At 44.4% G+C, this 24,115-nt stretch carries 17 protein-coding genes; 4 read left to right on the top strand and 13 right to left on the bottom strand.

Annotated features, from left to right (window positions below; all coding sequences use genetic code 11):
* Window positions 1-207: 207 nt before the first annotated feature.
* Window positions 208-1,917, top strand: a complete 1,710-nt coding sequence (locus E5A76_RS19505; RefSeq protein WP_161119935.1) for a L,D-transpeptidase family protein — start codon at window positions 208-210, stop codon at window positions 1,915-1,917.
* 233 nt (window positions 1,918-2,150) lie between these two features.
* Here E5A76_RS19505 and E5A76_RS19510 read toward each other — a convergent pair whose 3' ends face one another.
* From E5A76_RS19510 to E5A76_RS19545, 8 genes are all read right to left on the bottom strand, one after another.
* Window positions 2,151-4,304: a TonB-dependent receptor gene (locus E5A76_RS19510; RefSeq protein ID WP_161119936.1), complete on the bottom strand. Its 2,154-nt coding sequence runs from the start codon at window positions 4,302-4,304 to the stop codon at window positions 2,151-2,153.
* Between the two features lie 140 nt (window positions 4,305-4,444).
* Window positions 4,445-5,755: a lysine N(6)-hydroxylase/L-ornithine N(5)-oxygenase family protein gene (locus tag E5A76_RS19515; protein WP_161119937.1), complete on the bottom strand. Its 1,311-nt coding sequence runs from the start codon at window positions 5,753-5,755 to the stop codon at window positions 4,445-4,447.
* Window positions 5,756-5,819: 64 nt separating this feature from the next.
* Window positions 5,820-7,583, bottom strand: a complete 1,764-nt coding sequence (locus E5A76_RS19520) for an IucA/IucC family protein (RefSeq protein WP_161119938.1) — start codon at window positions 7,581-7,583, stop codon at window positions 5,820-5,822.
* Window positions 7,583-8,500: a GNAT family N-acetyltransferase gene (locus E5A76_RS19525; RefSeq protein ID WP_161119939.1), complete on the bottom strand. Its 918-nt coding sequence runs from the start codon at window positions 8,498-8,500 to the stop codon at window positions 7,583-7,585. The genes E5A76_RS19520 and E5A76_RS19525 overlap by 1 nt, the downstream gene beginning before the upstream one ends.
* Window positions 8,493-10,286, bottom strand: coding sequence for an IucA/IucC family protein (locus E5A76_RS19530; RefSeq protein WP_161119949.1), 1,794 nt, complete (start codon window positions 10,284-10,286; stop codon window positions 8,493-8,495). The genes E5A76_RS19525 and E5A76_RS19530 overlap by 8 nt, the downstream gene beginning before the upstream one ends.
* Before the next feature lie 217 nt (window positions 10,287-10,503).
* Window positions 10,504-12,501 carry a Fe(3+)-hydroxamate ABC transporter permease FhuB gene (gene fhuB, locus E5A76_RS19535; RefSeq protein ID WP_161119940.1) on the bottom strand — a complete coding sequence of 666 codons (1,998 nt, stop codon included), beginning with the start codon at window positions 12,499-12,501 and terminating at the stop codon, window positions 10,504-10,506.
* Complete coding sequence (locus E5A76_RS19540; RefSeq protein WP_161119941.1) at window positions 12,501-13,397, bottom strand: iron-siderophore ABC transporter substrate-binding protein; 897 nt, start codon at window positions 13,395-13,397, stop codon at window positions 12,501-12,503. Before E5A76_RS19540 ends, fhuB begins: the two co-directional genes overlap by 1 nt.
* An 18-nt stretch (window positions 13,398-13,415) precedes the next feature.
* Window positions 13,416-14,183 (bottom strand): ABC transporter ATP-binding protein, encoded by a 768-nt coding sequence (locus E5A76_RS19545; RefSeq protein ID WP_161119942.1) that lies wholly within the window; start codon window positions 14,181-14,183, stop codon window positions 13,416-13,418.
* A 148-nt stretch (window positions 14,184-14,331) separates the two neighbouring features.
* Here E5A76_RS19545 and E5A76_RS19550 point away from each other — a divergent pair, with 148 nt between their 5' ends.
* A complete protein-coding gene (locus E5A76_RS19550) occupies window positions 14,332-15,540 on the top strand; it encodes an MFS transporter (protein WP_161119950.1) in 1,209 nt (402 codons plus the stop codon).
* On the opposite strand, the gene E5A76_RS19555 is transcribed toward E5A76_RS19550, so the two are convergent.
* The 3 genes from E5A76_RS19555 to gcvH form a co-directional block, all read right to left on the bottom strand.
* The gene (locus E5A76_RS19555) at window positions 15,537-16,262 is read right to left on the bottom strand and encodes a siderophore ferric iron reductase (RefSeq protein ID WP_161119943.1); all 726 of its coding nucleotides are present in this window, start codon (window positions 16,260-16,262) and stop codon (window positions 15,537-15,539) included. The genes E5A76_RS19550 and E5A76_RS19555 overlap by 4 nt on opposite strands.
* Before the next feature lie 307 nt (window positions 16,263-16,569).
* Complete coding sequence (gene gcvP, locus E5A76_RS19560; protein WP_161119944.1) at window positions 16,570-19,449, bottom strand: aminomethyl-transferring glycine dehydrogenase; 2,880 nt, start codon at window positions 19,447-19,449, stop codon at window positions 16,570-16,572.
* A 113-nt stretch (window positions 19,450-19,562) separates the two neighbouring features.
* Window positions 19,563-19,943, bottom strand: a complete 381-nt coding sequence (gene gcvH, locus E5A76_RS19565; protein WP_161119945.1) for a glycine cleavage system protein GcvH — start codon at window positions 19,941-19,943, stop codon at window positions 19,563-19,565.
* A 358-nt stretch (window positions 19,944-20,301) separates the two neighbouring features.
* Between gcvH and E5A76_RS19570 the strand changes: the two genes are divergently transcribed.
* Together E5A76_RS19570 and gcvT are read left to right on the top strand one after the other, a co-directional pair.
* A complete protein-coding gene (locus E5A76_RS19570) occupies window positions 20,302-20,928 on the top strand; it encodes a helix-turn-helix domain-containing protein (RefSeq protein ID WP_161119946.1) in 627 nt (208 codons plus the stop codon).
* A gap of 62 nt (window positions 20,929-20,990) precedes the next feature.
* Window positions 20,991-22,109, top strand: a complete 1,119-nt coding sequence (gene gcvT, locus E5A76_RS19575; RefSeq protein ID WP_161119947.1) for a glycine cleavage system aminomethyltransferase GcvT — start codon at window positions 20,991-20,993, stop codon at window positions 22,107-22,109.
* A 161-nt stretch (window positions 22,110-22,270) separates the two neighbouring features.
* Here the strand turns inward: gcvT and E5A76_RS20450 are convergent, their stop codons facing one another.
* Together E5A76_RS20450 and E5A76_RS19580 are read right to left on the bottom strand one after the other, a co-directional pair.
* Entirely contained in the window at window positions 22,271-22,435 is a 165-nt protein-coding gene (locus E5A76_RS20450; RefSeq protein WP_164488060.1) for a hypothetical protein, read from the bottom strand.
* A 194-nt stretch (window positions 22,436-22,629) separates the two neighbouring features.
* Window positions 22,630-23,739, bottom strand: coding sequence for a M20/M25/M40 family metallo-hydrolase (locus E5A76_RS19580; protein ID WP_161119948.1), 1,110 nt, complete (start codon window positions 23,737-23,739; stop codon window positions 22,630-22,632).
* Between the last annotated feature and the right edge of the window lie 376 nt (window positions 23,740-24,115).

Here is a 24,115-nt window from a genome sequence, read left to right on the forward strand (position 1 = left end):
CAACTCATCATCTTTATTGCATCAATTCATTAACCAACCTCAATCGAACAAAGTTCAGATACAATTTAATATTCCGAAACTGATATTTTCACGTATCGTTTTTTAGCATAGATTACGTTCATTAGTTATTTTTGAGATCATTATCACTGTTAATGGTGATTGATTTCGATTCTAGAAAAGCATGCTTTTTTAGATAAGGAACGTTAGATGAAATTTAGTCCTAAAAAGATAAGTACAGTAATTCGTTCGGTAATGACCATTTCGGCATTATTGGCTTGTGGTTCGGCTGTCGCTGCTGAGAGTGCGGCAAAGACGGATCTGGATTGGCATGTATTAGATGGTGTTACGGTTAAGAGCACAGCGTCTTTGTCTCCGAATGCGATGACTAAAGTATGCAACGATAAGATTTTAGATGCGCTGTATGCGGATAATAACTTTATGCCATATTGGTTAGATCCTGCGTTAGTGAATGCGATTATGCCGCAATTGCAAGCGGTGGCTGATTCTCAAACACTGCCGGGAATGCAGCAGCGTTTAGATGAATTGAAGAACTTAAAAACACAGCGTGATGAACGTGGTTTTGATCTGTTATTAACCGATACTTACTTGGTTTATATCGATTATGTGCATCAGTTAATGCAAGATCCGCGTCCATTGTACAATTCAAAACGCGTGACATTAGCACCGTTAACGCTGCAAATGGCACAGAGTTATTTCCCATTAACGGTACAAAAGATCAATTCTCTTCTGCCTTCTTCGCAATTTGTTCCAACAATGGGGGTGATTAACCACCTGTTAAGCTTGCCAGCCAATCCACTTGATGCCGATAACGTTCACTTTGCTAAGGCGGTGTTACCGGGTGAAACCATTCCTTATGGTAGTGATGTGGCGACTGTGCTATGGAATTTGGGTTATTTAACTCAGCCTCAGTACCAACAAGTGATTGCACAGAAGAAAATCATCAATACTGGTGTAATGAATCAAGCGATCAAAGCCTTTGAAACGAATTATGGCTTAAAGGCTGACGGTATTATCGGGCATGAAGTGGTAGCGCAATTAACTCGCCCATATTCGAGTTTGGCACGTATTGCGGCATTGAACCTACAGCGTGAGCGTTTTGCTCAGTTGGAAGGGGATGATCCGCAAATTATTGTGAACATTCCTGATTACACAATGACGCTATACGAGAATCAAAAGCCGGTGTTTGAGTCGGATATTATTGACGGGATGCCAAAACGCCCAACGAACTTGTTCCAGTCATACATTAATACGGTTGTGATTAACCCTTACTGGTATGTGCCTGAAACTATTAAAGTGCAGAACACAATTCCATCGGCTAAGGCGAATCCTAATTTCTTACAGCGTAACCATATGGATGTGATTAACAGTTGGAGTGATCGCTCTGTTGTGCCGCCAAGTTCTATTAATTGGGCAACGGTGAATCCAAAGACATTCCCGCATGAGTTCCGTCAAGATCCCGGCCCAGAAAACGCATTAGGTCGTGTGGCGTTCTTGATGCCTGATTCGTTCTCTGTGTATATGCACGATGAAGAGCAATCAGAGTATCCGTTGTTTAAACGTCGTCACCGTGATTTAAGCTCTGGCTGTATGCGTGTACAAAAGCCGCGTGAGATGGCAAAGATTATTTTGTCTTACCAAAATATGTCGAACTTGCCATCTGTCGATGACATGATCAATTCAAACAAGCACCGTGAGATTGGTTTGAAGAAGCATGTGGATCTAGATGTAGCTTACTTAACCTCTTGGGTAACACCGGATGGTCAGCTAGCGATGCGTCCTGATATTTATGGTTACGATAACCCTCGAACTAAACCTATTAATAATCAGTTTATTTCGATCCCAAACTACCGTACTCATGAGCGTATTAAGTTGGCTCTGAACGGTCAAAGTAGCTAATTGACACAGTAGTTTGCTGATACAAACCGTCAATTAAGCACATGAAAAAGGCTAAGTGTTCTGCACTTAGCCTTTGTTTTATTTTAAGAATATCGCTTGCTTGCTGTGCAAATTTTATTGTTATAAAACAGGTGGATCAATTCGGACTCGGTCAAATCACTATACTCAACGATGAAGCACAGCTTAAATTTTCCGGGTCGTGATTGTTACAACAAGCTCGTTTTTTTAAGCGATTAGAACTTAACTTGATAGTTCAGAGTGTAAGTACGTCCACGACCTTTGTAGTCATATGCGGCTGGATCGTAGTGTTTTGAGTACACAATATTAGCACGCTGTCCCCAAATGGTTGTGTAATCTTTGTTCAATAAGTTTTGAACGCCGAAGCCAAGGCTGCCAACAGGAAGCTGGTATGTACCTACTAAATCAAACACGGTGTAACCGTCTAGTTTGTTTTGATCCGCATCTTCGTAATCGAACATAGTTTGGCTTTGTAGTTTTACGGATAAATCTGTGTCGTACCAACCAGCCCACGCGTTCATTTTCGATGTACTTGCTTCACCTGCGGTAAAGTCTTCCCAACCTTCGTCACCTTTTACTTCAGAAATAACATATTGGCCCGACGCGCCAAGTTGAATGTTATCGTGTATCCAGTAAGAGGCCGTAGCTTCTAAGCCGTAAACGCGCTTCTTATCATTCATTTCTTCGATAAGTAGTGTTTTTTTGTTGTACTTCACAGACTTGTCAGATTGTGAGTAGTACGCCGCTGTTTGAAGGTTCAGTGCGTCGGTTTCTAGGCGGTAACCTAACTCGAAGCTATTGGTTTTGATACCAGACATCTTTGAATTATTCACATTAATACTGTTGTTCAGTTTCCAGTGATCACCAACCCGTGTGTAGTCACCTTGTCCGTAGTATTTTGCAGGATCTGCAAGGTCAAAACCTTGTGAGAAGTTTGCCCATACTTGGGATTCGTTGTTTAGGTGGTAAATCGTCCCCAAGTTAAATAGACCAACGGTGTAATCTGTTTCACCACCGGGTACCGCATCAGCAGACGTGCCATTGCCAGAAGCAATTTTCTTTTGTTGGGTGTATCCTACAAAATCATCAATCTTGTTAGACATATATTGGTAGCGGAAACCACCTTCGACAGTCCAATCATTGGTTATCGCATAATCAGTTTGGATAAAGCCGGCTATTGAGTTCACTTTTACACCCGGGTAGCGGCCTGTTTTAGCATAAGTTTTATTGATCAGGTTACCTGAGTTATTGGCAATCGTTGGATCATATAGAGCTTGGTTGCTATCCAGCTTGTCTTGATAAGCATCAATACCGTAAACAAGGTTAAACTTGTTAAAGTTCTTCGCTAAAGCTGCTTTTAGGGAGATAACGTCAGTAACTTGCTGACCAGAAGATTGGTAATAAGGCGTATAAGTTTGATCTTCTTTTCGATAAGACGCTTCTGCGATCAGCTGCTGACCAAGGAACTGCTTATCGACATAGGAGGCGCTAAACATGAGGCGCTTTGTGCCATGTTCGCGGTCTGAATAAAAGCCTTTTCTTACATCAACAAAATCTCTGCCAACAATGTACAGACCGTAAGGTGAATTTTGTTGGCTATCGTAGTATTGAGCAAGGAAGTTAAGCTTCTGATTTTCACTGATGTTGACACCCACTGTGGTTAAGAAGTCGACCGTCTTATTGAATTGCAGCGAACCTTGTGAAATATCTGGGGTGACAATGTCACCATTTGCATCGAAGATGCCTTGTGTCTCGGTGTAAACCACAGAAGAGCGAGCTTGAACCGTTTCGTTGCCACCAGAGATAGATTGACCGATTTTGTAATCGAAATCTTCATTCGAGTTGAAGCCTGATGAGCCGCCAACTAAGGATTCGAATTCCAACCCTTCACTTTGCGCTTTTTTGGTAATGATATTGATAACACCACCTGAAGCGCCTGCACCATAAATAGAGGTTGCGCCTGACAATACTTCAATACGGTCGATGTTGAACGGGTCGATGGAGTCTAGAAGGCGACTGATTGGGCGAGATGACTGCAATGATACGCCGTCAATCATTACCAACATTTTACGACCTCGTAAGTTTTGACCGTAGTTAGTACGGGCACCACTGCTGACATCTAAAGAGGGGATAGATGCAGCTAAGATCTCACCAAGTGTTTTACCACCGCGGTATTCTTGCTCGATAGTCTCTGAGTTAATGTACCAAACGGTACCTGGAATATCGCTGATCGCTTTTGGCATTCGGCTTGCAACAACTACCATCTTATCTTCATTGCTGTACTTTTCTGCGTGCGTGGGGAATACAGTGGTAGCAGCGACTGCTAATGCGATGGTTGATAATGGAAAACTTCCTTTTTTAACGTTCATTTTCTTCTCTATTTTTATGGTTTATAGGCTCTACAAGAGTTGCTCTCTTGTGTGATGAGTTTGGTTATTGCTTTAGTGATTAAGCCTTTGCTACGGGTGCTCTACGAGACAAAGTGCTTAACTGGTAATGAAAAAATGGGCTAAATAGTGGTCTTTTCGCTGCTTGGCGTTGGGCTAAGCCAGTCGATCATTCCGCGGTCTGCATCGATATCAAATAAGGATTCACCTGCAAGACAGTTGATGATCTTTGCACTGCGCCACGCCATTAGGCTTAACTGCGGCTCCGCGATTCCATGACTGTGCATTCCTGCATTGACCGCAAAGATTTTGTTAGTTTGCTGACCTTCCCACTTAAGCTCGAAGTCAGCAGTCATCTGATAACGGTTGTGGTCATCCATATCTAATAGCGGCAGCAGATCATGCAGACAGGTTGGGTAAGGTGCTTCAAAACCGGTTGCTAGAATAACGATGTCAGCTTGGTGACTTTCGAGGCTTTGTCCCAGAGCATTGCTGGCGGTAAGCTTGAAGCCCTCAGCGTTTTGGCTTATGTGAGTCAGGGTTCGGTGAGGCAACAACTTGACCCATTTATCCTCTTTAAGAACATCAAAGCGGTGGTAGAGCTCCTGATAAATCGTCAGCAGCGCTTTTTGGGTAATACCGTCAGAGGTGAGCTTCTGGTTGGTGATTTCGGTGTTTTTTACCGTCGGAGACAAGTTAATAAACGCATCAACGTAATCAGGTGTGAAGAACTCATTAGTAAATGCAGCTTCATCAAGCGGCTGATAATTAGAACGACGTGACAACCAGTCGAGCGATTTTGGTTTTCCCCATTTACTTTGTAATGCATTGATAAAGATATCAGCACCACTCTGGCCGCCACCGATGATCATCACTCGCTTGTTAGTGAAATCTCTGTCACGCAGAGCGATTTCAGCAGCATGGAAAACACGTTCTCCAATATGAGGTTGAGCACATTCAGGGATGAACGGCACTTTACCTGTACCGATACACAAGTTGTCAGCCTGATAAACCCCTTGGTTTGTATGCAGGTTGAATGTTTTACCTGTGTATTCGACCTGTTCGACGCGAGTAGAGAACTGAACATTCTCCATCTGATGTGCAGCCCACGCTAGATAGTCAGAGAATTCATGACGACTGATACATCGCAGTTCTGCCGACAGGAAACGATAAAACTTCTTAGTTTTGACCAAGTAGGAGAGGAATGAATAACAACTTTCTGGGTTGATCGCCGTGACTAAATCTTTGAGGAACATGGTCTGCATGTTGGTGTTATCCAACAGTAAACCGGGATGCCATGCAAAGTGTTCTTTGCCTTCAAAAAAGCGTGACTTAATTTGTGGTTTTTCTTTTAACAGAGCAGCGACGCTAAGGTTAAATGGGCCAGCACCAATCCCTGCTAGATCGAGTTTGACGTTGTGAGTGTGTTCCATGAGCACAATCCTTTTGTTGGGTTATTTATACGGCTTAACTTGCCGTTATTATTGTTTTGTTGCTTTAAGCTTGTTGTTCCGCTTTCAGTGCGGTTACCAGCGGGTTATCGAGCATGTCATCCATATCGGGTAACATTCTTGATGCGCTGGCATCGGTACTGTGGCGGAATTTGGCTAAGTTAAGGCCTATGCGCAAAATGCGTGGTTTGAATAGATCGAATTTTTTAAATCGGTGTTGATAGTCAGGCTGCTGTGCCATGTAGGCTTTGATTCGCTGACCCAACAGGGCGTAGAATTGCGACTCTGAGAAGCCGAGCTTAGCGACTAAAGGCGAAATAAAACGTAGTGTGGTAACGAAGTGTCCAGTTTGTAGATCGTGGATGATCAACTCTTCTTCTAGACGCACTGTTACCCCTTTTACGCTCGACTTAAGCGTGGCCTGCTCTGGGTAATCGCTATCAACCAGACGCATGTCACCCTGAAAATCTTTGAGTAAAATGCGCTTTGGCAGATCGTTCTCTAATATCAGAGTGACGTTCTGCCCGTGAGCGATGAGAGAGACACCGTATTTACACAACAGGTGGTAGTAAGGAATAACGACTGCATCGAACATTTTACTTAACCACGTAGCAACAGAGACGCCTGAACGTTCAATGTATTCTGCAATAAGCGAATTACCCTGATTGTCGCTTTCCATTAATGCCGCCATCAGAATTGCCTGCTCACCTTGTTTGAGCTTTGAAGCTGCAGATTCACGCCAGATAACGCCAAGCAGTTCGTGGTAGCGATAAGGTGCCTGTGCTAGTAACTGATAATCGGCCTGAGCGGCAAAGGCTGCGGCGGGTTCCTGAAGAACTTCAGCTTGCTTTTCAATCAGTAGTTGATCTGAACTAAACACCGATTCGATCCAGTCAGATGCAGTAGGGCCTGCAAGAATGTAGCGACCGGGAATACCTCGGTAGCATGAGGTGTTCATGATCGTGAGTGGCAGCTTAATGTCGTAGCTGTCAGGTCGAGTGATGTTACTTAACGTTCGTAATGAGAGTTGTGGCAGAAACTGATCGCCAAACTTGCCGAGGTAGATCAGTTTCTTCTCAGCCATTTCACGGATGAACAGCAGCGACAGCTTGTTAGTCCATTGCCACGGATGAACAGGAACATAGCTGTAGTCTGCAATATCAACCCCATAGGAAGAGACAATACTATCCATGGTTTTGCGATCTGATTCATTCATTGATGCGTTAAGTAGCTCTTGCCAGCTGACGCTATCGTTAGTTGCAAGTTGCAGAATGGAATGTTCCACGGCTACCCAGCCAAGTTGGAAAGCGCGTTCTGATTCTGGTGCGTAGAGCTTTAAATCATCACTGTTCCAGCCGCGTCGACCTTTGTTAAAGGCAAATTTAGGGTGACCGTCGAAGTAGGTCTGTTGCTGCTCGCACGGGAGAAGTGCTAAATCGCGAGCGGTCAGTGCTTCTTTACGCTGCATCAATTTACAGTCGCCGAGTAGAGTCGCATTTAGATCCTCTAAGTGCTCGGCGAATGCGTCATCAGTCATGTTGAGCAGAGATTGTAAGTCGCGCATTAATAGGGCTGCGGAAATACTCTGTTGAGGCTGGCGGATAATGGAACTAGGTTCAATCAGAACCTGACCCCAAATGTTTTCACTACCTTGGAATTGGTAGCTGACTTGATTGGCTAGCTTTAGTGTATAACCCTGCGTATCTTGCTCGAAACGAAACGCCTGTTCATACGCAAATTCACTGATGATCTTGGCGACCATTTTCTGGTTAGCCTGCAGCCAGTATTTATGTAGCGCTATCTGTTCCATTACCACTGCTCCGAGAAGAAACGGTCACGTGTCATCATCAATAAAGCTGAACGTTTGTGTGGGAAGTTAAACTCAAAACACTTTTGGTAGCCGAAAGGTAGGATGCGATTAAACAGGCGTTGGTTATCTGATCTCGGTTCGAGAACGATGCGCTGAGTTCGTACGTCATCGATGAACAGATAATGGCTGATCCCTTTCATCCAAGTGTTAAAGAACTTAGGACCACGGAACTGTTGTTCACCGACAAGCAGGTGAATGCCTCGATCAAAGTCTTGTACGTCGAAGTAAGGGCTGAGTCTGTCTTCTGCCACCCAGTAAACTTCCACATAGCCAAAAGGTTGCCCGTTAAACTCACCAATCAGTGGAATAATATGAGGATCTGCCACGCGTTGTTGAAGGAACGCTGCTAGTTTTTCTTCACTCCATGCTTGTTCCCAGAAATGGGCCACGCGCGGATCGTTCATCCAACGAGTAAACTGAGCTAGATCCTTGTCGATATCGATGGTACGGAAGCTTACTTCCAACTCAGCATCAACGTCATATCTCTGATAAACGCAACCTTCGGGCTTTGACGGCCTTAAAGGGTGATGTCGGTATTGGTCGTTAGACTGAACTAAACGCTTTGGGAAAGGGGTTGAAGTTTTGTGGCGATGCCAAAACAGCGGCAACTGATAAAAACAGCTGCGATAAAGCTCACCCTTGATAATAGGGAACTCTTGTTCAAGTCGTTGCTCTACCTGCAGGTCGTCGCTGGTAATAGAAATTGACTTTAGCTGTTTGTGCAAGCTAAACAGTTGGTCAAGTTCGTTAACCAACGTTTTGAATAAGTCTGAGTGCTCTAGGTCACTGTTCTGGATGATAACGTGCACGTTGGGAGTTGGGTTATCTTGATAGTTAAAAGTTGTAAAATTAGACATGTGCGACTTCCTTGACGCGAGCAAGAGGGTTAGGCAGATCAAAGTAAATGACTGCCGGATCGGGAATTGAGTTCTCGTTAAAGTTCTGCAGGTAGCAGAAGAAGTTGCCCTTGCAACACAATGATTCACTGTTCAGTACATAGTTCAGACAGCGATCATCATTAACACCGCTTTGCAGCAAAGCAGTGAGCTTGTTGTGAAGAATTTCGATGAGCTGTGACTCTTGCACATCGAGGTTGGCACAGATTGCTGAGATAACGTTGAAGGTAGAGTTGATAATTAGGTAGTAAGCGAAGTAGCGATCGACTTTCTCTTGGTTCCAGTAGTTTTCTAGCGTCTCTTTCTCATCACCGAGCAGGCTGCCGAAGCGCTGCAGTGCAAGATCTGTATACCCCGTTCCCTGACAATCTCGGTAGTACATGCCGACGGGGAAACCTTGCTCTAGTTGCATCACAATATTTTGCTGGTGGGCGAGGAAAACAATGCCGAAGTTCGCCTGTAAGTGGAAAAGAGACACGACACAGTGGGTACAGAAAGCCTCAAACCACAGCTTCGCAGCTTGTTGATGTGACAGATTGTTTTGCTCCGCGTAATGGCGAATTCGCTCGGCCACCAAGCTGGAGCCACCATAAGGGTTTTGCTGAGTTAATGTCGCGAGAACCACCGCTTCCTGCTCGGGGTTATCTTCGAGAGGGTTGTCCCTGAATACCACAAGACTCTCGTTAATGATTTTTCCCTGACTATCTTTAAGGCCGATATAAGCTGGCTCTTGCATCAGTTGGAAACCAAAGCCTTTACCAAGCTGCTGATCAAGAATGTCTTGTTGGAACAAGTCATTGAGACGTGTGCCGCGAATCACTTCTTTAAGCGACAGGTTACGAATTGAGTTGGTCAACTTTACGCTTAGAGAGAACTTAAGCATATAAGGCAGTGAAGGCGCGTAAAGCGAACGGGTTGAAGAGGTTGGATACCAGTTGGCACCGATTTGACCAAGGTTATTCAGTTGACCTGTCTTGAGGTATTGCTCTATCGACGGGTTATTAGCCATTACGCTCCATTGCCAAAGGTGGACTGGCAGCAGGCTTTTGTTTTGTGCGATAGCTTCGGTTAACGCGTGTTGTAGTTGTGGCTCATGAGCGACCAGCTCTGACATACGCTGTTGGCATGAGACACCAGCTGAACTTCCTTGGGCTATAAGTTGGTTATCAACGCTTAGCCAGTAGAGCTGGAACTGACCGCCAAGTTCTGGAGAGTAAACTTTGGCATCTTCAAGACTAAACTGTTCTCGACTTTTCGGTGCTGGGTGGAATGAATGACCTATTAATAAACCTTGTTCTGCGGTTTTGAAGTCCAGTTTGTCGGTAAAGAGTCGGGTTTGATAAGGAGAATGTTGGATGCCTTGAGCTGTGTTGCGCTGGCTTTCCAGCACACGAGTCACGAAGATCTGTTTCTGTTCTTCACTGATGAATCCAACAATCGCAGGTTCAGACACCAGCAATTCGATAAGCTGATTAACGGATAATGTCGTGACCGAGTCACCACTAAGTAGCAGGGCAGGTAGCTGGTACTCGTGACTACCTAATTGCGAAAAGTAGCTGAGTGGAATGTGAATGATTCGTTCACCTGATAGTGGTAACTGATATGTGTAACCTTGCGGATGTGATTCGATTTTAACGGTATGACTTTCTCGGGCGAGAGAGTTGAGAAAACAAGCCAAGGCTGGATCATTATTGCTGACCTGCTGGTTTGAGTTCTCTGGGTTGAGCTGATTGTTTTTACGACTCATTTTCTTTCTCAAATTATTATTAATTAAATCGACACTGCGAATGCTAATTATTATCATTCGCACGATCAACTATTTTTTAATAATTTGTCGAAAATGTTAACAAGCGTCTAACTATTGAATTTATAAATAAGTTTTTATGATATAGCAGCACTACGGAGGTCTATATCTAGACCTCCGCATATGTACAACTTAATGGCTGTTTCGTGACTATTCGCAGCTATTTCCTCATTAAATAGAGGAAGTAACCTCCACCGATCAGCGAGGCTAATAGTCCAGCAGGGAATTGCCAAGGGAACCATAGTGTTCTGCCTATCCAGTCAGCCGTGACCATAATGATTGCACCTAGAAGTGCTGCTGTGAGCATTTGCGGTATCGCGCGATATTGATGGAGTGAACGCGCCATATGTGGTGCTAGTAAGCCAATAAAGCTTAGTGGGCCAATGACTATGGTGCACAGGGTTGTTAACGCCGCAACGATAAGCAGCAACACTAATCTGACCATGGTCGCGTTGAGGCCGAGGCTAGTGGCAGTCACTTCACCAAGATTGACAAGCGTAACCCAGCGGTGAAGCGAGAGAGCCAGAATGCCAACAAGGCAGACACCGCTAGCTAATAGCAAAATGTCACTAAGATTGACTAAGTAGGTTGAGCCTGACAGCCAAGTAAGCAGGGCTGCGGCGTTGTCGTGTCCTGAGCTCATGGCAATTCTTAGTAGGGCATCCAGTCCTGCGCTTAGTGCGATACCCGTCAATAAAGTTTGGGTTGGGGCGAAATTGTGTCGTCTACCCATTAACCAGACTATGCCTGTTACTGAAGCAGCCCCAAGGGTACCGAGCAGCATTTGTTGTTCCCGTTCAACCGCTACGCCGGTCAGAGTGCCTAGAACCAGAGCCAATGCCGCGCCAGAGCTGATCCCCAGTACTTCAGGGCTAGCCATTGGATTATTAGATATACGTTGAATCACTGTGCCAGCAAAAGCCAGCCCGATCCCTGCTAGTAGCGCGACCATGATCCGTGGTGCTCTAAGATCAAACAGCGACGCTGTGAGTGTTGTGCTCCAGCCTGACGGAGTTTTGCCGACCATTAAAGCGATGATGACAGCAGCCAATAGAACACAAACAAGCACGGTAGTGATTTTGGTTGCGTCAATGGTTCTATACTGGCCTACCGAATCGGTGCGAGCTTTGAGGTCTGATTGAAGTTTGGTTCGTTGCAATAACCAGAGTAAAAATGGTGCGCCAATGAGGGCGGTCATTGCTCCAGTGGGGAGTAATTCTCCTCCGACACCAGAGAAAGGCTGAATGATAAGATCGACAATCAATAGCAGTAGACTGCCGACTAAGCCACTGACAACAATCTGTTTTGCAAGTGTTCGCGCACCCAGCATTCTCGCTATTGCTGGTGCAACGATACCGATAAAGCCAATCAGACCGACTTCACTGACGACCGCCGCGGTAATAAAAATGGCCAGCGATAGGCAAAGCAATTTAATCTGCTTGATATTGACCCCTAAGGAAGTGGCAACATTGTCACCGAACTGAAGCACAGACAGAGGTCTCTGCAGTATCAACAGTAGGATAGTGGGAAGGGTAACAAGCGGTAAAAGTATCTGGGTGCTAGACCAGTCATTTTGGTTGAGTACTCCCGCACCCCAGACAAAAACAGTTGTTAAACGTTGCTCATGCAATAGCAATAGCATGGTGTTAACCGAACCAAGGAACAGGCTGACCACTAGACCGGCCAGAACCATATGTAATGGTGAAAACCCTCTGCTAGCGCTTAGGAGAAAAACCAGTCCTGTAGCGAAGCAGCCACCGATAAAGGCCGGGAAAAAATTAGGAATTACACTAGTAGCAGGGAGAAGTAACAGACCGAGCATCATACCGAACTCGGCTCCTGCTGCGACACCAAGTGTAGTCGGAGAGGCGATTGGGTTACGCAATACAAACTGCATCACGCAGCCAGAAACCGCCAGTGCGAAGCCGCAAATCAGCGCTACAGCTAGCCTTGGCAGGTAAGTGTAATGGGTAATGATATGTTGATAGTTGGTCGAATCGAAGTGAAACAGCGATTGCCAGATTAAATTGATTCCCTGTGAATAGGGAGCGGTCACTTGCAGTAGCCCACTAACCAGCGCCATAACAGTGATGGTGAGTAGAATAGGTTTGATATTGACGTTTTGGCTACTGCCTTGCGCGATATTGCTTGCGTCCATTAAGGTTTAACTAACTGTTGAGTGATATGGTCACTGAAACGTTGTGCAGCGATAAGGCCGCCGAACGTCCAGATTGGCGGAAGTTCATAGACTGAGTCACTGCGTGTAAACTCCATTGCCTGCCAAAGTGGCGACTGGTTAAGCTGTTTACGCTCTTTCTCCTTAAGCGGGCCAAAAAGTATGACGTTGGCACCTTGGTGTTCGGCAAGCTTTTCAGTTCCGGTAGTCGTGAATCCCCACATGTTTGTGGTTTCAGTCCAGTCATTGCGTATTCCCATTGCGTCAATCGTGTCTTGAGCTAAAGAGCCTTTGCTATGGACACGGAGTGTCTTGTCGTTGATGAAACGAGCAAAAATAACCGGTTTTTGTGCGGAACCAGCGGACAGGATTTTACGACCGTTTTCAGCCAGACGTTGGCGCGTCTGACTAATCACCATTTCTGCTTGCTGTTGCTTGTCGAATAGCAGGCCTAATGAGCGAGTAATGGACTCTGCTGATTTTAGCGGCTGTTTCTCTTCACTATAGATAGTGAATACAAGGACAGGAGCGATCTGGCTAAGAGGTTGGTAAGCTGCGGCCATATGTTTATTGATCAGTATTACGTCAGGCTTAAGTTCACTCAGTAGTTCAAGGTTAGGTTCTCTGCGCGAGCCTACATCAATGACCTCTGGGCTTAGTTCTGGTTCTACTACCCATTGCTGATATCCATGAAGATTGGCGACACCTTTTAGCTTAATACCTAAGCTAAGTACGGTTTCAGTAAGCGCCCAATCTAACGCAACCACATTTTGGGGTGACTGTTCAAAAGTGCTAACCCCCATTTCATGGGTAATCTCTATTGCGTAACTTTGAGCAGATACGAAAGCGGCACACAGCATCACGACTAACTTTTTCACAATGAATTCCTTTTGGGGTTAAGGGATATAACTTATTGGCTGACCCGTTGCAGGGTGATGAAACAGTGCTAGTTCCATACCGTAAATCTTTCGCAGCGTATCTGGTGTCATCAGTTCTTTTGGAGTCCCCGAGGCAATCACTTTGCCTGAGTGAAGGGCGATTAAGCGGTCACTGAATTTGGCAGCCATATTGACGTCATGTAATACCATAATCACGGTCAGACCTAATGACTGATTCAGTTCGCGGATTAATGCGAGTAATTCATGCTGGTGGGCGACATCGAGCGCAGAAGTAGGCTCATCGAGTAAGATGCACTGGCTTTGTTGGGCAAGCAGCATAGCTACCCATGCGCGCTGTCTCTCACCACCGGATAAGGTCGCTACATATCGTTCGGCCAGATTACTCAGACCTACTTTATTAATAGCTGACTCTACGATGGCGTAATCTTGTTGGCTATAGCGTCCAAAAGCCCCTTTCCATGGATAACGACCGAAACAGACAAGTTCTCGCACTGTTACGCCATCTGTAACAGGCGGATGCTGAGGCAGATAAGCAACTTGATGGGCAAACTCTAGGTGACTATAGGAAGATATTTGCTCTTTTTGGAACAATACCTTGCCATGACTTGGCGTATTTTGCCTGCTTAAGAGTTTAATCAGGGTCGACTTACCACAACCGTTATGACCTAACAGAGTGGTGATCTCTCCTTGAGCGAAAGTCAAGTTAGTAGGGGATAGTATGGTCTTATCATCGATTTCAAACGACGCGTCGACAAGTTGGTACATGGCGGAATATCAAGTTGTGTTATTGATTACGAAGCGGTAATGTTAACACAAAGAAATAAAAATGATAATTATTTTCATAATCATTCGTGAGTGTGGAGTTCTCTAGCCATACTTCACTTTCAATTGCGCCTATAGTGTTTTCAATATGATGTCAGTCACACAAAATAAAACCGCCCAGTTGGGTGTCATTGGCCTTGCGGCTGCCTTAATGGGGGTTGGGCAAAATGGCTTACTGGTCTCTTTGCCTTTTCTGGTTGAGCAGTCCGCATTTAGTTTGTCGACTTGGTCAATTCTTATTGCAGTCGGTAGCTTACTGTTTCTCCCTTCGGCTCCTTATTGGGGACGTTACAGCGATCGTCATGGACCTAAGATCGTCGTGGTGAGAGCACTGGCAGGTATGGCGCTTAGCTTTTTGTTACTCAGTGTGTTTGCTTTTGTCAGCCATACGAATGAAGCACTGGTCAGTCTCTGTTTGGTTGGGCTTCTGCTGGCGCGAGTGATTTATGGGTGTACAGTTTCAGGCATGGTTCCTGCCAGTCAGCACTGGGCAATTCTGCTGTGCGGTGAAGAGAATCGGCTACAAGCCATAACTTCGGTTAGCATCGGTTTGAGTGCGGGTCGGTTGATTGGTCCACTAATTTCAATTCTGGTGTTAAAGCTGTCTCCCTATGCGCCGTTGATGGTAATGGTGGCGCTGCCCTGCGTGGCACTGGTCGCTGCCATGATGCTTCCTTCGCCACTGGTTGATGCAAAATCTGAAATTAAGAAAGAGTCTTTGCCTTGGTTGCCGCAAAGAAAGCTGCTGCCATATTTGTTCAGTGGACTGTTATTGTGCGCAGCGATCGCGTTGCTGCAATACAGCTTCTCTCCATTAATTGGCGCTGTGACACAGTGGAGTACCGGGCACATTAGTGATGCTATTGGAGTACTTTTGACTATCAGTGCTGCGTGCACGTTTGTTACTCAAATATTGGTGATAAAAAAGAAAAAGCTCACGTCACTATCTATGTATCGAATTGGTTCTGTGCTGTTATTGGTTGGATTTACTCTGTTTCTTACTGCCAATATCTGGACGTTTGGCGTAGCGATGACGCTGGCTGCCTGTGGCGCAGCGTTACTTGTACCAGCATATACTAGCTTGGCGACCGAGCAGCAGCGCGACCACCCGGGCGCAGTGGCAGGTTACATCTCGATGTTCCACACTATGGGTTACGGTGTGGCGTCATTAATGGCGGTGACTGCAAGCATCTCCGCCAACTATCCCATTTATTTGTGTATTAGCTTTTCCGCGCTAATTGTGTTGATTGCTTATCTAGCGGTGAATCGACCACAGGAGAAGGAGATAAAAACCGCTTAGCTTTTATTATCAGGATGCCTTGGGCAGTTACTGCATAGCTTACGGCAATGGCATTTATACACTAGGCAGCAACTAGTTCGAACCAGCTTCAGACTGTTTGAGTGAGGATCATAGCTAAGAGTATTAAGCAGTTTTTCTGGTAGCTGGCAGGAATGTAACCACAGTCGAGCTTGTTGCATCAGGTACTCTTCACCTAAAGCAGGGGCTAACTGATGAAGTTTGACTATGCAGCCAAGTACACCATCGGCGAGCAAATGACGCGTAAATCCGGGTCGGATACGGGTCCACTGACTCATCTCGTTTCGGAAGTATTCAAATAGTTCAACCAGTTGTTTACCTGCCAGCTCAATCAGCTCTGACTCTGTGCCTTGAGAAAAGTCTGATGATTCAAATTGAAAGCCGCTAATAAACCTTGGCTGAACCTTTTGCACCATTGTGGTCAGGTCTGGCAAACCTCTACAGGCGTAAATGGAGATAAATGCGATATAAATCGGTTGCCAGCAGAGTAGAGTCCATGTACGGGTCAACCAGTAAGGAGCGCCAGCTTCTGGGTGTTCTTTCTCTAGGCTTAAATAGAGTTCGTAAATAGATTGTGAGCAAGGATGACCAAGATGAATTAGCGACGGATCACTAGCTGTAAAGGGGCTTAATTCTCCATCTAGATATGGGGTGACCTGTTTGGAATGTTTAAACAGATGTTCAAAGAACGAATGATCACGCATTGGATAGTGCTTATCTCTGCTAACCGGGATTTCACAGGATAAGTAACAGCACCATTAAATGCAATCAATTCTCATTACGATTAATATGAAAGGATAAAATTTTTATCATTGATTAGCGTTGTCAGGGTAAGTCCCCAAGCATGCCAGTATCTAAAGCGAGTTTATTGATGGCTCGATTAGTTTTAATACCTGCTCAAAATTAGCAAAGGATTCTAATTTTCTACGTCTAGCTACAATTAGTCCATCCATTCTGATGTTTGAACTAATTGTAGTCTAGTGTGCAAATTTTATTTTCTAAAACAGGTGGTTAGTCCTCGATGTAGCTCTCAATACTCGGGCATGAACACACTAAATTGCGATCCCCAAATACGTTATCGACACGGTTGACACTCGGCCAGTATTTCGCCGCTTTGGTGTGTGCAGATGGGAAACAAGCCACTTCACGGCTATAAGCGTGTTGCCATTCTTGCTCCATCATATCTACTTGGCTGTGTGGGGCGTTAACCAGTGGGTTATCGTCTAATGACCATTCGCCAGATTGCACAAGGTTGATCTCTTCTTTTATGGCGATCATCGCATCACAGAAGCGATCAAGCTCAGCAAGATCTTCAGATTCTGTCGGCTCAATCATTAATGTGCCAGCAACAGGGAACGACATGGTTGGGGCGTGGAAGCCGTAGTCCATTAAACGTTTTGCCACATCTTCTTCTGAAATGCCGGACGCTTCTTTAATAGGACGCAGATCAATAATACATTCGTGAGCAATACGACCTTTAGTACCACGGTAAAGCACTGGGTAGTGTGGGCGTAGGCGTTCCATCACGTAGTTTGCATTTAAGATCGCAAGCTCGGTTGCCTGGGTTAAGCCTTGTGTACCCATCATGGCAATGTAGGCATAAGAGATCGGCAGAATCGACGCAGATCCTAGTGCGGCCGCAGAAACCGCATATTGCAGTTCGTGTGTATTTGAACCTTCAACATGTCCCGGTAGGAAGGAGGCAAGGTGTGATTTTACGCCAATAGGTCCCATACCTGGGCCGCCACCACCGTGTGGAATACAGAAGGTTTTGTGTAGATTTAGGTGAGAAACATCAGAGCCAATAAAGCCCGGACTGGTTAAACCCACTTGGGCGTTCATGTTAGCACCATCAAGGTAAACCTGACCGCCAGCAGCATGTACCAGATCACACACTTCTTGCACTGCTTCTTCATACACACCGTGAGTTGATGGGTAGGTGATCATAATGCACGACAGCGCATCACGGTGTTGGTCGATTTTCGCTTTCAGATCATCAATATCGATATTACCTAGCTCATCACAACCGACCACGACCACTTTCATTGAAACCATGGCAGCCGATGCTGGGTTAGTACCGTGTGCCGAGCTAGGAATTAAACAAACATTACGGTGAGTATCGCCATTCGCTTCATGGTAACGTTGAATCGCAATTAAGCCTGCGTATTCACCTTGTGCGCCAGAGTTCGGCTGTAGTGAGAACGCATCATAACCTGTAATTGAGCACAGCATGTCTGATAGCTTGGTTGCGAGTTCTTGATAGCCAAGGGTTTGCGTTGCTGGTGCAAATGGGTGTAGCTGTCCAAATTCAGGCCAAGTAACAGGTATCATTTCAGCGACGGCATTGAGCTTCATGGTACAGCTACCTAGCGGGATCATGCCGTGAGTTAATGAGTAGTCTTTGTTTTCTAGCTGCTTCATGTAACGCATCATTTGTGTTTCGCTGTGGTAGCGATTAAACACAGAGTGCGTGAGGTATTCACTGCTACGACGACACGCTGGTGGAATGGCGGCAAACTCATCGGCGGCAATGTCATCACTGAACATCGACACTTTTAGCTCTTGATTGGTAAACAAGCTAAGTAGTTGTTCGATGTCTGCTGCAAGGGTGGTTTCATCAATACTTACGCCTAGCTTATCGCTGTATTTGCGAAGGTTAACGCCAGCATCGAGGGCTTTTTGATATAAAGCGTCAGTTTGAACACCAGTTTTGATGGTTAAAGTATCAAAGAAGTGTTGGTTTTCTAGCTCGAAACCGTTGTTGGTTAAGCCTGATGCTAATACAGCTGTGAAGTGGTGTACACGACGACCGATTTTCTTTAAGCCTTCAGGACCATGATAGAGAGCATAAAATGCCGCCATGTTGGCAAGCAGAGCTTGGGCGGTACAAATGTTAGATGTCGCTTTTTCTCGGCGGATATGTTGCTCACGAGTTTGCATTGCCATACGCAGCGCTTGATTGCCTTTGGCATCTTTCGATACGCCAATCACACGCCCCGGCATCGTACGCTTGTGCTTATCTTTTGTTGCCATAAAGCCAGCGTGTGGACCACCAAAGCCCATTGGTACACCAAAGCGTTGCGCACTACCGATAACAACATCTGCACCCATTTCACCCGGTGCTTTTAGTACGGTTAATGCCAATAGATCCGATGCCACAGCCACTAATGTTTTCTTCTCATGAGCCGCTGCAATGATGTCGGTGAGATCAAGCAATTCACCGTTGCTGGCAGGGTATTGTAATAAAGCACCGAATACATCGTGTTGCGCTAATTCTTCTGCGCTACCTGTGATGATTTCAAAGCCGACGTATTTAGCTCGTGTGACGACCACATCAATGGTTTGTGGATGAAGATCCGTTGAGATGAAAAACGCATTACTTTTATTTTTACCTGCACGCTTACATAAAGTCATGGCTTCTGCTGCTGCTGTTGCTTCATCTAACAGTGAGGCATTGGCGAGCTCCATCGCGGTTAAATCCATGATCATTTGTTGGTAGTTCAGTAATGATTCTAAACGACCTTGCGAGATCTCTGGCTGGTAAGGGGTGTAAGCGGTGTACCAACCTGGGTTTTCTAATACATTGCGAAGAATGACGTTAGGGGTAAAGGTGTTGTAGTAACCCTGACCAATATAACTTTTGTTAATAATGTTCTTACGGGCAATTTGCTTCAGATCGGCAAGCATAGCGGCTTCACTTTGAGCTGGTGGCAGTTCCATCGGCGAGGAGAGGCGAATGGAAGCGGGCACGGTTTGCGCAATAAGTTGGTCAATACTACCGACACCGATAGTTTCTAGCATACGTTGTTGTTCGTTGGCATTAGGGCCATTATGACGATGAGCAAAAGAGTTATCGTCACTGAGTGTTTGTAGAAAAGTAGTATTGGTCATGGTTCTTTCCTGAACGTTGTACGTTTTCACATAAGCGCTAACGGTTTCATTAATGATGAGTTAACGCTAGATAAACAAAGATCGAGCATGGGATCGATCTTTGTTGTTATGAATTAGTCTTCTTCGATAGAAGCAAGATAAGCTGTTGAATCGATTAATTCAGCCAGTTCATCAGCATCACTGAGTTTGATTGTTGCAATCCAGCCACCTTCATAAGGCTCTTCATTCACCAGCTCTGGGCTATCTTCAAGATCTTCGTTAATTGCAACAATTTCACCTGTGACTGGGGCATAGATATCAGATGCCGCTTTTACTGATTCGACTAAAGAGAACGTATCGCCTGCATCTGTTGTGTCACCCACTTCAGGAAGATCAACAAAAACCACATCGCCTAATAAACTTTGCGCATGATCAGAAATACCTACAGTTACCGTGCCATCACCGTTGTCACGGACCCACTCGTGGCTACTGGTATACTTTAGTGTTGATTCCATGTTTGTACTCCTTAACTCACCGATAAAAATGTATTGATACAAAGTTTCTTATAGTGGAACACGTTTTTAATTTGTTTTGTGTGATTCTACGCAAACGTTTGCTATTTGTCATGTTTGATTGTTGCGCTAATGGTTGTACTTAGTTTAAATTTAGTTAAAAATTGCGTTTAATCACGAATAAAACTCATGTTATCGCTTAGTTATAGGGTTAAATTGCAATAAAGTATGCCTTATAGGTAACATTATTTTAAAAATATTGTGACTTTGTGAGCTAGGTTTTATTAAGTTTCCTATAGGAAACTATGATTGATATATCTCGTGATTGAGTTAATCGAAAAGGGATTGAGAAGGAAGCAATATGGCAGAGGAACAGATCCAAGACATCTATCCATCCATGCGTGTCGCAAAAGAGCAGGCATCGCAACCTATTGCGCCTTTGAAGCTAGGTGAGCGTTTGAAAGAGATCCGAGTCTCTCACGGTTTAACCTTAGAAGAAGCCAGTAAACTGACCGGGCTTGCACGCTCAACCTTATCGAAAATAGAAAACGAGCAGATTTCACCCACCTTTCAAGCCATGCAAAAATTAGCCGCAGGGTTGGCGATTGATATTCCACAGTTATTTGAGCCGCCACAAACCATAACAGCGACAGGTCGTCGTGATATTACTCGCTGTGGTGAAGGGCGACCACATCCTACCTCGACTTATGAACATGAACTGCTTGCGACTCAGCTTACCAATAAGAAAATGATGCCATTTAAATCTTATGTCCGTGCTCGTTCGTTTGATGATTATGGTGATTGGATCCGTCACGATGGCGAAGAGTTCTTATTGGTACTAAAAGGTGAGATCACGTTTTTCTCAGAATTTTACGAACCCATTAATTTAACAGAAGGTGATTCGGTTTATTACGATGCCACTATGGGGCATATGCTGACATCGATCAGTGAAGATGATGCGTTGATCTTATGGGTTACCGCTTCTTAGTCATCGCAGCTTTGAAAGTTTAACCACGTTGATGGATACCAATTTACAAACGGAGTGCAATTATGTCGCAACAACTTAAGCAAACCCCGCTATACAGCCTACATGTTGAAATGGGCGCAAAAATGGTGCCTTTTGCCGGTTATGATATGCCAGTGCAATATGCATTAGGGGTAAAGAAAGAGCACATTCATTGCCGTGATGCTGCGGGCTTGTTTGATGTTTCGCACATGGGACAACTGCGTTTGAAAGGTGACAAAGCGGCTGCGTTTCTTGAGAGTCTAGTCCCTGTCGATATTATTGATTTACCAGTTGGTAAACAGCGATATGCATTATTTACCAATCCTCAAGGTGGTATTGAAGACGATTTGATGGTGACAAACTTCGGTGATCACTTATTCCTGGTGGTCAATGCTGCCTGTAAAGAACAAGACATTGCCCATCTTAAAGCCAATTTAACCGATGGTGTTGAGCTTGAAGTGATTGAAGATCGTGCTTTGCTGGCATTACAAGGACCAAAAGCCGCTGCTGTATTAGCTGAACTCAACCCTGCGGTTGCGGATATGGTGTTTATGGATGCGGCACATATTGAACTAATGGGCGTTGAATGTTACGTCAGTCGTTCTGGTTATACGGGCGAAGATGGCTATGAAATCTCTGTACCGAGTGATCAAGCAAAAGCCTTTGCTCGTAAGTTGTTGGCTTTTAATGATGTGGTGTGGATTGGTTTAGGAGCCCGTGATTCATTGCGTTTAGAGTGTGGGTTATGTTTATACGGTCATGATCTTGATCCGACGACTACACCGTTTGAAGCCAGTTTATTGTGGGCAATTACGCCTGTTCGTCGTGCTGGTGGCGAGCGTGAAGGGGGCTTTCCGGGCGCTGAGATCATTCTAGAGCAAATCACGAATAAACAAGCGTCACGTAAACGTATTGGGTTAGTGGGGCAATCTAAAGCGCCTGTGCGTGAAGGCACTAAATTGTTTGATGCTGATGATAATGAAATTGGCATTGTAACCAGTGGTACTTTTGGTCCGACTAAAGGCATGCCTGTTGCTATGGGGTATATTGTTACTGAAGCCAATCAGTTGGGTGAGGTGGTGTTTGCGGAAGTGCGCGGTAAGAAGCTGCCAATGACCATTGAAAAGATGCCATTTGTGCCACAGCGTTATTATCGTGGTTAATTAACTTGCTCTCGCTGTTAGATTAAATGTTCATACAAAAAATGACGTTAAAGCTAATGCTTAACGTCATTTTTTTGAAGAGAATTCATCCAACTGTTCATCCTGAATATTTTCTGAATATTCTTTCTAAGTTTACGGAAACATGTACTAGTAAAAGTGAATTAATTGGCTGTCACTGATTTATAAGCAGATTGGAAAAGTAGGGTAAAGCCTTCTTTAGAAAGGTCTTTTACCGTTAAGCCAGCTTCGTTCAGACGACGGTAGCATTCGTTTAACGCAGTGATCATTGTGTCTTTATCAATGGCGTTATTCTGGTTAGATTTCATCGCAGTCATCCTACATCTATTCATTAAGCACCCGTATCATGGCACAACGTAGATGAATAATATCTGAATAACTGAGCGGCAAATGTTAATAGTGGGTCAAAATTTGTGGTTATAAAAAACCTCAAGCTGCATGGTAAATGGTGCAGGCTTGAGGTTGTCATTATCTATTATGTTAAATTATAGACGTTGCTGTCTTACTTTTTAGTCAAGTAAGTGTATAAAAATTCAGTAATGTTGGTCATATCTTCAACGGTAATAAACTCTTCAGTGGTGTGAACCTTGCTCATCCCCGTTGAAAGGTTAACTGTTTTCAAACCTTTCTCATTGAAGATGTTTGCATCACTACCGCCACCTGTTGATTTAGTAAATGGCGTTAAGCCCATTAGGGTGAAACTTGCCATGATGTCTTCAACGTGTGGATCGTTATCTGCAATAGAGTAAGCGTTGTAAGCGCGGTTTGATTGAATATCAATTTGCGCACCGTGTTTCTCAGCAGTTTGATTAAATACTTCCACCATGTGATCTACTTGCGCAGCCAGTTTATCATCATTCAATGAGCGTGCTTCTGCGGCAAGGTACAGCTCTGGCATAACGATATTTGTGGCTTGACCGCCAGAAACCACACCAATGTTGGCGGTTGTTTCGCTATCAATACGTGCCAGTTTCATATTCATGATCGCATCTGATGCTACCGTTAGGGCGTTGATCCCTTCTTCTGGTGCAAGCCCCGCGTGTGCAGGTTTTCCTTTAATGGTGACTTTTAGACTTTGTTGACCCGGTGCGCTAGTTACAATTGCACCAATGGCACCGCCTGAATCTAGCACGATTGCTTTGTTGGCAGTGATATGTGACATATCGAAGTGCTTCGAGCCTTGTAGACCACCTTCTTCATGCACTGTAAAAGCGAGTTCAATGGTGCGATGGGCTTGGTTTTGCTCTTGGATAGTGCGTACGGCTTCCATAATGGCTGCAATACCAGACTTATCATCACCACCTAAAATGGTGTCGCCTTTAGAGCGGATCACACCGTCTTCGATGATTGGCTCAATATTATTACCTGGTGTTACTGTATCCATATGACAGCTAAGAACGATGCTGTCATCTAATTCACCTTGAAGCTTGGCGTAGATATTGAAGCCGTTTGAAATCGCTTCAGGAACTGGCAGTTTGGTAACACTAAAACCAAGTACACCAAGTTGTTCAGCTAACGATTCGGCAATGGTTTTTTCATTACCAGATTCACTATCGATTTTTACTAGCTCAATAAAATGAGAGATAAGGCGCTCTTGATTGATTGTTGTCATATCGCTTCTAACCACTTAATAGGAGTAATAAAGAGCACTCTAAACGGAATAAAAATAAAAATATCAGAAACTAAATCAATAAAACGTTAAAAAATGAGGTTTACGATAAAGGTAATGTGAAAATTTTGAACTGGGTTATGTTTGAGGTTGTGTTTTATTTTAATGCTCTTCGTTAATAATTTGTGTGATATTTGATGCATTAATACTTGTATTAATATTGTGGTTAATCGTTTATTAACTTTTGTAATTGTATTAAAGGTCCGTTTTGTTACTAAGTTCTAAAAAATAAATTACTAATAATATAAATAATTAATTACTTTTTTTTACAAATTAAGCGTGGTGGATTTTATATGACATCGGACTCTTATCCTTTCTT

It is taken from the genome of Photobacterium lucens (assembly GCF_009873615.1).
GTDB classification, from domain to species: Bacteria; Pseudomonadota; Gammaproteobacteria; order Enterobacterales; family Vibrionaceae; genus Photobacterium; species Photobacterium lucens.